Here is a 12,196-nt window from a genome sequence, read left to right as displayed (position 1 = left end):
TTTATAAAAGGATATCTAAATGTCTAAAAACACAAAGCAGACGTCGAACAAGGTGGCGCATTTGGCATCCGAGACGCTTCATGATCCGAAAGCATCGGAGATCAAAAAGAGTCTTGCCGCGTCGGCTCTATCACAGGCCCATAGCGCGAAGCAAACAAGCGGCGCGATGGAGCACAAGGCAAGCGAAGTGCTGAAAAGCCCGAAGTATTCGAAGGAAACGAAGACGCTAGCTGCTTCCGTGCTCGCCCAGTCCAACAAGGAGCGCAAGTAAAAATACGCGCTGCCGGTCCGTTCCGGCAGCGCGCATCCAAAGGTCGAGACTTCTAGCGCGCTAACGACAACGCTTCAGTCCGCTTCCGTGCCAGAGCGGGCCAAGAAGTCGTAGCCGCAAAAAAACGCGCCGTCGAAACCCCAACGGCGCGTCCTTCACCTCAACAACCAACCCTCGACCTCAACGCGCCAACAACAACGCATTCGTCCGCTTCACGAAACTCGCCGGATCTTCCAGCGATCCGCCTTCGGCCAGCAACGCCTGATCGAACAGCAGATGACACCAATCCGCGAAATTCGCGCCATCGGTCTGCAGCGCCTTCACCAGCGGATGTTCCGGGTTCACTTCGAGAATCGGCTCCATCTTCGGTGCGTTCTGCCCCGCTGCCTTCAGCATGCGTTGCAGGTAGCCGCTCATGTCGCCTTCGTCGGCCACGAGACAGCTCGGCGAATCGGTCAGGCGGAAGGTCAGGCGCACGTCCTTGGCCTTGCCTTCGAGCGCTTCCTTCATCTTCTCGACGAGCGGCTTGAATTCCTCGCCGACCTTTTCCTGCTGCTGCTTTTCCTCGTCGTTCAGCGCGCCCAGATCGAGGTCGCCACGCGCGACGCTCGCTAGCGGCTTGCCGTCGAATTCATTGAGGAAGGACAGCATCCATTCGTCGACGCGATCCGTCAGCAACAGCACTTCCACGCCCTTCTTGCGAAACACTTCCAGATGCGGACTGTTCTTCGCGGCCTGCCAGCTGTCCGCGGTGACGTAATAGATCTTCGTCTGCTCGGGCTTCATGCGCGAGACGTAATCGGCGAGCGAGACGTTTTGCACGTCGGAGTCGTTATGCGTCGATGCAAAACGCACCAGCTTCGCGATGCGATCCCGGTTGCTGAAATCCTCGCCAATGCCTTCCTTCAGCACCTGACCGAATTCCTTCCAAAAATTCGTGTACTTTTCTCGGTCGGCGTCCTCGGTTGCTTCGGCCGACGACGATGCGATTTCTTCCAGCATCGACAGCACGCGCTTGCTCACGCCTTCGCGAATTGCCTTCACGTCGCGGCTTTCCTGCAGGATCTCGCGCGAGACGTTGAGCGGCAGATCGGCCGAATCGACCACGCCCTTCACGAAGCGCAGATACGCGGGCAGCAATTGCTCGGCATCGTCCATGATGAAGACGCGCTTCACGTAGAGCTTGAGGCCGCCGCGATGCTCACGGTTCCACAGATCGAACGGCGCGTGCTTCGGCACATACAGCAGTTGCGTGTATTCGCTGCGGCCTTCCACGCGGTTGTGCGTCCACGCGAGCGGGTCGTCGTGATCGTGCGAAATATGCTGGTAGAACTGCTTGTATTGCTCGTCGGTGATGTCGCTCTTGTTACGCGTCCACAGCGCGCTCGCCTGATTGACGGTCTCGTCTTCGTCCTTCTCGACCATCTCGCTCTTCTCGGCGTCCCATTCTTCCTTCTTCATGAGAATGGGCAGCGCGACGTGATCCGAATACTTCTGGATGATCGACTTGAGCTTGTGACTCGAAAGCAGTTCGTCCTCTTCCGGACGAAGATGCAGCGTGATGGTCGTGCCGCGTTGCGCGCGCTCGATATTCTCGACTTCGAACTCGCCTTCGCCCGCGCTCGTCCAGCGCACGCCTTCCGATGCCGGCAGACCGGCGCGGCGCGATTCCACCGTGATCTTGTCGGCGACGATGAAGCCCGAGTAAAAGCCCACGCCGAATTGTCCGATGAGCGCGGCGTCCTTTTGCTGGTCGCCGGAGAGCTTCGAGAAGAACTCTTTCGTGCCCGAGCGCGCGATCGTGCCCAGATGCGAAATGGCTTCTTCGCGGCTCATGCCAATGCCGTTGTCGTCGATGGTGACGGTGCGCGCCGCCTTGTCGAACGACACGCGGATACGCAGGTCCGGATCGTTCTCGTAGAGCGCGCTGTTTTCGATTGCCTCGAAGCGCAGCTTGTCTGCCGCGTCCGATGCGTTCGAGATCAGCTCGCGCAGGAAGATTTCCTTGTTGCTGTAGAGCGAATGAATCATCAGTTGCAGAAGCTGCTTCACTTCCGCCTGAAAGCTCATGGTTTCTTGCGCCATGGTCGGGTCCTCTGGTTGAGTTTTATAGATGCGGTTCGGAATGCGCGGCGTGCGATCTTAAGCCACTTGCATGGCATGCGCCGCGAACACACGCAGAATTCGTCCGATATATGGGCGGGACGGGCTATTTCAAGAGCCAGTGAAAAGCCGGTTAGGATGACGCTTTAGCACGACCGATCGCCCGACCATGTTTCACACGCCGAAGCCCTTGATACGCGCACGGCCGCTCACGCCCGGTGAGATCGCGCTGGCGCGGTGCGTGTTCGGCGCTTCGATCGATTATTCGACGGTCCGCGTTCACGCTCGCGGCTATCTGCCGTTCGGACTGCAACCGCGACACACCGCGATGGCGCCGAACGGCAACCTCTATTTTCCACGCGCATGCTACCAGCACGACTTCTCCGCCTGCGACCTCGGTGAGCGCATGTGGTTCATCCACGAGATGACGCATGTGTGGCAGTTCCAGCTCGGCTATTGGGTGAGGCTGCGCGGGGCGATTCGTATCGGCCTGCCTTATCGCTATGCGCTTGCGGCCGACAAAGGTCTCGCGGACTACAACATGGAAGCGCAAGGCAACCTGCTTGCCGACTATTACGCGCTAAAGTTTTGCGGCGGACAGGCGCGGCTTTATGAGCATCGGTATCGGTTGATGCCGGGTGCGCTTGCGCTCTTCGAACACGTGCTGGCGGGGTTTTTGAATGCGCCATCGGACCGGCGGCATTTGCCTCGTCTTCGGAATCGGCCGCATCGGGAGAGTTGACGTGCGGCCGGGGTGCGCGGTTTTCCACGACACCCATTCAGCCGAGCCGCTCGCCTAGGAACCCCGCCGCGCCGTCTTTTCCCGATGACTCGCCAGCAACTCCGGCAACGCCGGATCGCCGCAGTTGGCGATGTTGAAGCGCATCCACGTAGTCGGCGACTGATTCGGCGAAAACAGGCTGCCCGGCGTCAATAAAAAGCCAGCTTCGTGCCCCGCCGCCGCGAGACTTTCCGAATCGACACCCGTGTCGGCCCAAAGAAACATGCCGGCCGATGGCGTCGTGAACAGCTTCAGACCGGTCTTGTCCAGCATGCGAGCGGTCTTGTCACGCACGGCGTCGAGCCGCCCGCGCAGCCGTTCGACGTGCCGCCGGTAATGCCCTTCGGTCAACACCTTGTAAAGCACGCGTTCGTTGAGTTCGGGTGTCGTCATGCCGACGAGCATCTTCTGATCGGCGAGCGCCTTCGCCACTTCCGCCGATGCCGCGACATAGCCCACGCGCAGATTCGCGGCGAGCGTCTTCGAAAAGCTGCCGAGAAAAATTACGCGCTTGAGTTGATCGAGCGATGCAAGCCGCGTTGCCGGATACGAAGGCGCACACAGATCGCCGTAGATATCGTCCTCGATGACCATGAAGTCGTACTGCTGCGCGAGTTGCAGTATGCGGAACGCCTGCGCCGCCGTGAGCGACGTGCCGGTCGGGTTCTGCAGCACCGAGTTGATGATCAGCATCTTCGGCCGCCAGGTCGCGACGAGCGACTCGAGCGCGTCGAGATCGGGCCCATCCGGCGTGTACGGCATGCCGACGAGCCGCGCGCCCTGCGATGCGAAGCGGCCGAACATCTGGAACCACGCGGGATCGCCGACGATCACCGCATCGCCCGGCTTGACGTAAAGGCGCGAAATCAGGTCGATGGCCTGCGTGATGCCCGACACCATTACGATCTGCTGCTCGGTCGCGCCGATCTCCAGTTCCGCGAGACGCGTCTGCAACTGCAGCCGCAGCGGCAGAAAACCATGCGGCGTGCCCATGCCGAGCATCTGCGCGCCGGACATGCGGCTCATCGAGCGCAGCGCGTTGGTGATGAGCTCGCCGTCGAGCCACCGGTTCGGCAGATAGCCGAGCCCCGGCCCTTTCTCGGGGCTCGAACTGTGCAGCATGTTGCGCAGAAGCCAGACCACGTCGATTGCGTTCTGCACGGGCGCCTGCTCCGGCGCCGGGCTCGCGGCGGCCACGATACGGTCGCGCACGTAAAAGCCCGACCCGCGCCGCGAATCGAGATAGCCGTGCGCGACGAGCCGCTCATAAGCCTCGACCACGGTGAAGCGCGACACGCCTTTATCGACTGCCAACTTGCGGATGGACGGCATGCGCATGCCCGGCCGGAACACCCGTTCGTCGATGCGGCGGCGTCCCCACTGCACGAGCTGATCGACGAGCGTTAGCTGCGCGGCGTCGTGTGGAGCGGGAATCTGATCGAGCGGGACGGACATGCGGGCCTCCGTGGCGGATGTGCGGTTCAGGCAAAGTGTTCAATATGCTCAAAACTGTACAGAACAGTATTCCGCCGATTGTACCGTTACTGTTCTGGTGGCAGCAGCTACATTCTGCATTCGGGCTGCACTGGATGGCGCATCCTTTCCGTAACCGTGCGCTTCGGGCGGCGCGGGCGAGCGGTTATGCTATCGGCCCCTGTATTGACGCTTCGGGCTTGTGCCATGACCGCTCATCCGCTGAAACTCGACCATCTCGTGATCGCCGCGCGCACGCTTGCCGAGGGCGCGCAATTCATCGCCGCGAAGTTCGGCGTGGAGACCGCGCCCGGTGGCGCGCATCCGCTCATGCGCACGCACAACCGGCTCTTGAGCCTGTGGGGCGGCGCTTATATCGAAGTGATCGCAATCGATCCGGACGCGCCTTCGCCCGCCACATCGCGCCCGCGCCTCTTCGCGCTCGACGACCCGGCATTGCAGCGTCGCCTCGAAGACGGTCCGCAGCTCGTGCACTGGGTGCTTCGGGTGGATCGGCCGAAGTCGCTCGTGCGCTGGCAGGAGCAGTATCCGGAACGCATCGCGCCCGTGGTGGCAATGTCGCGCTCCGGCAATACGTGGGGGCTGACGGTGCCGGACGACGGCGCGTTCCCCGCGTGGCAGGGCGTGGGCGATGGCGTGCTGCCCGCGCTGATCCAATGGGATACGCCGCGTCATCCGAGCGATACGTTGCCGCAAACGGGCATTGCGCTGGCATCGCTCACGGGGTTTCATCCGAACGCGGATGCGGTGGCGCAACAGCTCGAATGGCTCGGCGCGGCGCATCTGATGCAAGTCGAGCCAACGCGTGGCGCGCCCGCTCTCGTCGCGCGTTTCGAGCTGCCAGATGGCTCGATGGTGACGCTCGGCGAATCGGCGGAATCGGTGGAGGCGGCGCGGCTTGCGAACGAGCAGGCGCGGCAGGCGGCAGGCAAGCGAAGGCGTGTGCGAGACAAGGCTGCGGCGGTTGCGTCGGATGGCGATTCGTCTGCCGAAGAAGGCGGTGCATCCAGCATGCAAAGCGATCCGCGCGAACTGCAAGCCGAGACGAATGAGCAAGCCACGGTCGATGCCGACGCCGCACCGACCGACGACAACGACGACTAACCAGCGAGCCCAAGAGCCCGCCCCAAAGGAGACATGGAACAATGAGAACCCGCGAAACCGAAGGCATGTTGCTCGGCCTGATCGGCGTCGTCATCTTCAGCCTCACGCTGCCGATGACGCGCATCGTCGTGCAGGAAGTGCATCCGCTTCTGAACGGGCTCGGGCGCGCGCTCGTCGCCGCGCTGCCCGCCGCCTTGCTGCTTGCATGGCGCCGCGAAAAGCGGCCGTCCTGGCCGCAGATCAAGAGCCTCGCGGTCGTGTCTCTTGGCGTGATCGTCGCGTTTCCGGTGTTTTCCGCCTGGGCGATGAAAACCGTCCCCGCGTCGCACGGCGCCGTGGTCAATGGCTTGCAGCCGCTGTGCGTCGCGATCTACGCCGCGTGGCTCTCGCACGAGCGGCCATCGAAACTCTTCTGGGTGAGCGCTATCGCGGGCAGCGCGATCGTCATCGCGTTCGCCTTGCAGACGGGCGGCGGCGGCTTGCAGGCAGGCGACCTTCTAATGCTCGTCGCGGTCGGCATCGGCGCGCTCGGCTATGCGGAAGGCGCGCGGCTCGCCAGACAGATGGGCGGATGGCAGGTGATCTGCTGGGCGCTCGTGCTATCGGCGCCCTTCCTCGTGCTGCCGGTCGGCTGGCTCGCGTGGGCGCATCACGCGGCTCATCCCGAGCCGCTCGCTTTACGCACGTGGCTCGCGTTCGGTTACGTGACGCTCTTCTCGCAGTTCATCGGCTTTTTCGCGTGGTACGCGGGTCTCGCGATGGGCGGCATCGCGCGCGTCGGACAAGTGCAATTACTGCAGATTTTTTTCACGATGGCATTCTCCGCGCTCTTCTTCGGCGAACAGGTAAGCGCGACGACGTGGCTCTACGCGACCGCTGTCATCGTGACAGTCGTGCTCGGGCGCAAGACGGCGGTGCGCGCGGCGCCGCTGCACGTTGCGGCGGCAAGCCCGAACAGCGCAAGATAAGCACCCAGGCCGAAAGCCCGAGACCGTGCACGCAAGTTCGCTTGGGCGATAATCGACATTTCAGGCGGCCGTGCACTTTGCCGCCGGATTCAGGACCAGCTTCAGCCAGTTGTAGTCAACCCCGGAAACCCCAAGCGAGACATTCCATGAATCAAGCCGATCTGCGCGCCACGCCGTGGCAACTTTCCGAACGCGCCCGCAAGCTCACCAGCTCGGCGATTCGTGAAATCCTCAAAGTCACGGAGCGGCCCGAAGTCATTTCCTTCGCGGGCGGCCTGCCCTCGCCGCAGACGTTTCCCGTCGAGGAAATGCGCGTCGCGTCCGAACGCATCTTGCGCGATCAGCCCGCCGCCGCGCTTCAGTACAGCGCGACCGAAGGCTACATGCCGCTGCGCGAATGGATCGCGGCGCGTTATTCGAAAGACGGCGTGACCATTCGTCCGACGCAGGTGCTCATCACGACGGGCTCGCAGCAAGCGCTCGATCTGCTTGGCAAGACGCTCGTCGATCCCGGCAGCCGCGTGCTCGTCGAAACGCCGACTTATCTCGGCGCGCTGCAGTCCTTTTCGATGTTCGAGCCGCATTACGTGCAGATGCCGACGGACGAGGCCGGCCTCATCCCCGAAGGACTGAGCGCTGCGCTCACCGCCGATGCGCGCCTGCTCTACGCACAGCCGAATTTCCAGAATCCGACGGGTCGCCGTCTGCCGCTGGAACGCCGCCGCGCGCTCGCCGCGTTCGCGCAAAGCGCCGCGTTTCCGATCATCGAGGACGACCCCTACGGCGCGCTCGATTACGCCGGCGCTCCGCTGCCCACGCTGCTCTCGATGGCGCCCGATCACATCGTCCATCTGGGCTCGTTCTCGAAAGTGCTGGCGCCGGGTCTGCGTGTGGGCTACATCATCGCGCCCGAGGACCTGCACTTCAAACTCGTGCAGGCCAAGCAGGCAACCGATCTGCATACGCCGAGTCTCACGCAACGTATCGTTCATGAAGTCATCAAGGACGGCTTTCTCGATCGACATGTGCCGACCATCCGCGCGCTGTATCGCGACCAGTGTCAGGCCATGCTCGACGCGCTCGAACGTCACATGCCCGCCGGTGTCGAATGGAACCGGCCCGAAGGCGGCATGTTCGTGTGGGTGAAGCTGCCGAAGCATATCGATTCGATGAAGCTGCTCGAACAGTCCATCGCGGAGAACGTGGCGTTCGTGCCGGGCGGTCCGTTCTTCGCCAACGACGCCGAGCACAACACGCTGCGTCTTTCGTTCGTGACGGTGCCGCCCGCGAAGATCGACGAAGGCGTCGCCAGGCTCGGCGCACTGCTGCGCGCGAGCGTCTGATCCACGCGCGGCGCTTCATTGGCGTCGCGCTTCAACTCACTCCAGGAGTCATCGATGGCATCCAACGTTTACGACAAGCTGAAGGAACTCGGTATCGACCTGCCCACCGCGGGCGCGCCCGCCGCCGCCTACGTGATGAGCGCGCAGAGCGGCAACACGGTTTATCTGTCGGGACACATTGCCAAGAAAGACGGCAAGGTTTATACGGGCAAGCTCGGCGACACGCTTTCCACCGAAGAAGGCAAGGCCGCCGCGCGCAACGTGGCCATCGACCTGATCGCGACGCTGCACGCGCATGTGGGCGACCTTAACCGCGTGCGCCGTATCGTCAAGGTAATGAGCCTCGTCAATTCGACGCCAGACTTCACCGAGCAGCATCTCGTCACCAACGGCGCGTCCGAACTCATCGCGGATATTTTCGGCGATGCCGGCAAGCACGCGCGTTCGGCATTCGGCGTGGCGCAGATTCCGCTTGGCGCATGTGTGGAAATCGAACTGATCGCCGAAGTAGCCTGACGCTTTCGCCTTCGCACCGCACGGTCGCAAGAACCCGGCGTCATCAGGCGCCGGGTTTTTTGTTTGCATGCTTGCCAAGAACGGCTGAAGACGCATGCGCGGCGAAAGCGCCTCGCCGATGCATTCGCGCCTGCCGAAACGATTCGTCGGCAGGCATCGGCAGCCATTTCGTTACGATATTCGATGGCACATTTTGCTTGCGGGACGCCGGTTCATCGGCAAGTCGTGCCACGCGTATACCCCTTGGCGACGCCCCTTTCCGAACTCGGGTCTGTTCGCTAATATCTGAACAATCGGGGACCACAAAAGCTCGAGCGCGATTCGTGTCGTATTCAGCCGCTTGCGCTTCGGCGCAAACGTATGCTGTCAGATAAGTCGCACCCTCATCGTCAAATCCGTGTTGTAGTTGCTTCAGTTGCCGCACGGCTTCAAGTAACCGCCGGGCGCCGAACGCTTCTCACGCGAAGCGCATGGCGCCAGATTCGCCATGCATCGTCGTTCGAAGCGTGGTCGCCCAACTCGCGCGGTATAGTGGCTCGTTTCGCCTCAACGCAAGAAGACATGGTCCGCTTCATACACATCGCGCGCTCGGCAGCTTGCAACCTCTCGTGCTCTTCGTCAGCCGAAGCGTTGCATGCCCTCGCGGGCCCACGCCTTCCATGAAGCGCTCGCGCATCAAGGCCAGCGACGCGCGCTCCGCGACACCGGGCGCGCGGCGGCGGCGCGCACTGTTGCTCATTCCCGTGCTCGGCACACTGGTGCTGGTGTCGTTGTGGGCCGTGATCTTCACGCGGCTCTCGGTGGAACGTGAATCCACCACGCACGAATCCATGGCGTCCGCCGCCATCCTCTCCTCCGCGCTCGAACAGCACACGATCAAGGCGATCCATCAGGTCGATCAGATCACGCGCTTCGTCAAGTACGAATACGAGAAGTCGCCCAGCGAGTTCGATCTCATCGCGACCGTGGACAAAGGCGTCGTGCAGAGCGACACGCTCGTGCAAGTCTCGCTCATCGACGAACACGGCGCGCTCATCGCCACGACGGCCGATCCGCATCCGAAGCCCATCGACTTGTCGGATCGCGAGCACTTCAAGGTTCACGTCCACTCCAACGACGACCTGCTCTATATCAGCCGGCCCGTGCGCGGACGCGTCTCCGGCATCTGGACGCTGCAGATCACGCGGCGGTTGAATCATTCCGATGGCTCGTTCGCGGGCGTGGTCGTCGTTTCGGAAGACCCCGCGTACTTCACGAGCGATTTCTATAACGTCGCGTCCATCGGGCATGAAGGCGTGATCGCGGTCGTGTCCGACAACGGCTCGGTGCTCGCGCGCAGTACGGGCGGCGGAGCGGGCACTTCTGGCGTAGCTGGCGTATCCGGCGCCTCTGGCGCTTCGTCTGCGGCCTCCGACGCACACGCGCCGAACGCCGTGGCCAAGGGCAGTGGCGCGCGCAACGCGAGCGGCCCCGTCCACGGCGAGTTCAGCGCGAGCGGCGTGTATCCGACGTCGGAGCACGCGTCGGGCATCTACGTCGATCCAATCGACGGCGTGAGGCGCATCGTGTCTTACCGGCATATCGACGGCTATCCGCTCGGCGTGCTCGTCGGCCTTTCGGAGCGCGAGGAACTCGTCGACTTCAATCACACGCGCAACGTGTATCTGCTGATGGCGGGCTTCATCTCGCTCGCGATGCTGGGCTTCTTCGCGGTCGCCACTGGTCTCATCGGCAAGCTGCTCGGGCGCGAGCGCGAGATGACGCATCTCGTCGAATACGATTTGCTGACAGGCTTGCGTAATCGCTATTCGACTCTGCGCGGGCTGCGGCAGGACGTGGCGCACACCGAGAACATCGGACGGCTTGCGCTGCTCTTCATCGACCTCGACAACTTCAAGACCGTCAACGACACGCTCGGCCACAACGCGGGCGATATCGTCCTGCAGATGACGGCGTCGCGTCTCGCCGAAACCGTCGGACAAAGCGGCACGCTGTCGCGTATCGGCGGCGACGAGTTCGTGGTGGTCGTCAAGGGCGAGGAAGTGGAGCAGCGCGCGATCACGCTCGCCGACGACATCTCGACCATGTTCGCCACGCCGTTCGATGTGCGCGGCAGTGCGTTCGTGCTGCACGCGAGCATCGGCATTGCGCTCTTTTCGGTATCGAACGAAAGCGAGATCGATCTGCTGAAGAAGGCCGATCTCGCGATGTACAGCGCGAAGGACGCGGGCAAGAACTGCTATCAGTTCTATTCGCCGCAGTTGTCGCATCGCGCGGATCATCTGATGAAGTGGGAGCAGCAGTTGCGCGTCGCGTTGACGGAGCAGCAGCTCTTTCTCGTATATCAGCCGAAGATCGATCTGGCGCGGCGCTGCATTACGGGTTTCGAGGCGCTCGTGCGCTGGAATCATCCGCAGCATGGGCTGATTCCCGCCAACGAATTCATTCCGGTTGCGGAGTCGACCGGCTTGATCGTCGCGGTGGGTGACTTCGTGGTTCACACGGCCTGCATGCAGCTCGCGCAATGGCAGCGCGAGGGCTACACCGGCTTGTCGCTCGCGGTGAACATATCGGCCGTGCAATTCTGGCGGGGAGACTTGCTTGAGACGGTGGCGCGATCCATCGAGGCGAGCGGCATTCCGTCGGACAAGCTCGAACTCGAGATCACCGAAACCGTGATGGTTGAATACCCCGAGCTCGTGCAGGAAAAGATCATGGCGTTGAAGCGTCTTGGCGTGCGTATCGCGCTGGACGACTTCGGCACGGGCTATTCGTCGCTGTCGTATCTGAACCGTTTTTCGGTGGATACCTTGAAGGTTGATCGCTCCTTCATCCAGGCGATTCCCGAAGACCGCAGCGTGTGCGTGATGGTGTCGGCCATCGTGAATCTCGCGCGTTCGCTCGGCCTGACGGTGGTCGTGGAAGGCACGGAACGCGAAGAGCAGATCGTGTGGCTCGCGGCGCTCGGTCCGGTGGAAGCGCAAGGCTTCCTGTTCTCGCGGCCTGTACCGGCGGATGGCGTGCAGGCGCTGCTCGACCGCTTTGGCGTATGCGGCTTGACACGAGGGGTCATGCCACGCTCGGAGAAAGATGCGGGCCATGCGGGTCAAGAGCCGCCGAGTCCCGCGCTGAGCGACGAACGCGGCGTTTGAGACTCAAAAGCCGCGCGACAAGACGGCAGTACCGATCGTCACCACGCCCAATACCAGGTTGATCACGACGAGGCGCCGCACCGTGCCCACGGCGCGCGCGCCATCGGGCCAGTTCTGCGCCTGCACCGCGCGACGGATGCGCGGAAACACGCCGAAGCGGATGTGCCCGAAGATCAGCATCATCACGATGCCGAGCCCCGCCATGGCGTGCAGCGGCCACGCCGCGTGACCACCGCCGAACTGCCACAGCAGGAAGCCGCCCGTGAGCAGAATCACGAGCACCGACCCCGCGACCCAGTTGAAGAAGCGTGCGAACACGGCTTCCCAGAGCGGCAGGCGCAATTGCGGCGTGAGATCGCCGAGCGCCGGGCGCAGGCAGAAATGCGCGAAGACCATCCCGCCTATCCATATGGCGACACCGAGCAGATGCAGGAAAAGGGCGGCTTCGATGGCGTGGGTCATGG

At 62.7% G+C, this 12,196-nt stretch carries 9 protein-coding genes and 1 pseudogene; 7 read left to right on the top strand and 3 right to left on the bottom strand.

What is annotated here, in order from left to right; genetic code table 11:
• Positions 1-19 precede the first annotated feature (19 nt).
• Positions 20-271: a hypothetical protein gene (locus NCT03_RS04890; protein WP_250492084.1), complete on the top strand. Its 252-nt coding sequence runs from the start codon at positions 20-22 to the stop codon at positions 269-271.
• 180 nt (positions 272-451) lie between these two features.
• On the opposite strand, the gene htpG is transcribed toward NCT03_RS04890, so the two are convergent.
• Positions 452-2,356 (bottom strand): molecular chaperone HtpG, encoded by a 1,905-nt coding sequence (gene htpG / locus NCT03_RS04885; protein WP_250464158.1) that lies wholly within the window; start codon positions 2,354-2,356, stop codon positions 452-454.
• Between the two features lie 187 nt (positions 2,357-2,543).
• Between htpG and NCT03_RS04880 the strand changes: the two genes are divergently transcribed.
• A complete protein-coding gene (locus tag NCT03_RS04880; RefSeq protein ID WP_250492083.1) occupies positions 2,544-3,116 on the top strand; it encodes a Rhs element Vgr protein in 573 nt (190 codons plus the stop codon).
• 54 nt (positions 3,117-3,170) lie between these two features.
• On the opposite strand, the gene NCT03_RS04875 is transcribed toward NCT03_RS04880, so the two are convergent.
• Positions 3,171-4,610 (bottom strand): aminotransferase-like domain-containing protein, encoded by a 1,440-nt coding sequence (locus NCT03_RS04875; protein ID WP_250492082.1) that lies wholly within the window; start codon positions 4,608-4,610, stop codon positions 3,171-3,173.
• A gap of 225 nt (positions 4,611-4,835) precedes the next feature.
• On the opposite strand from NCT03_RS04875, the pseudogene NCT03_RS04870 reads away from it, so the two are divergent.
• From NCT03_RS04870 to NCT03_RS04850, 5 genes and pseudogenes are all read left to right on the top strand, one after another.
• Positions 4,836-5,498: pseudogene (locus tag NCT03_RS04870) on the top strand (VOC family protein); the annotation flags it as partial.
• Positions 5,499-5,794: 296 nt separating this feature from the next.
• Positions 5,795-6,721, top strand: coding sequence for a DMT family transporter (locus NCT03_RS04865; RefSeq protein WP_250492081.1), 927 nt, complete (start codon positions 5,795-5,797; stop codon positions 6,719-6,721).
• 146 nt (positions 6,722-6,867) lie between these two features.
• Entirely contained in the window at positions 6,868-8,064 is a 1,197-nt protein-coding gene (locus NCT03_RS04860) for an aminotransferase-like domain-containing protein (RefSeq protein ID WP_250492080.1), read from the top strand.
• 54 nt (positions 8,065-8,118) lie between these two features.
• The gene (locus NCT03_RS04855; protein ID WP_244827491.1) at positions 8,119-8,580 is read left to right on the top strand and encodes a RidA family protein; all 462 of its coding nucleotides are present in this window, start codon (positions 8,119-8,121) and stop codon (positions 8,578-8,580) included.
• Positions 8,581-9,239: 659 nt separating this feature from the next.
• Positions 9,240-11,732, top strand: a complete 2,493-nt coding sequence (locus NCT03_RS04850; RefSeq protein WP_250492079.1) for a bifunctional diguanylate cyclase/phosphodiesterase — start codon at positions 9,240-9,242, stop codon at positions 11,730-11,732.
• A gap of 3 nt (positions 11,733-11,735) precedes the next feature.
• Here NCT03_RS04850 and NCT03_RS04845 read toward each other — a convergent pair whose 3' ends face one another.
• Positions 11,736-12,194: a CopD family protein gene (locus NCT03_RS04845; RefSeq protein ID WP_244827489.1), complete on the bottom strand. Its 459-nt coding sequence runs from the start codon at positions 12,192-12,194 to the stop codon at positions 11,736-11,738.
• Positions 12,195-12,196 lie beyond the last annotated feature (2 nt).

The sequence above is a fragment of the Caballeronia sp. GAWG1-1 genome (assembly GCF_023631465.1).
GTDB lineage: Bacteria > Pseudomonadota > Gammaproteobacteria > Burkholderiales > Burkholderiaceae > Caballeronia.
Note: the sequence above shows the minus strand (reverse complement) of the source record. Positions and strands in the feature narration are given on the sequence as shown.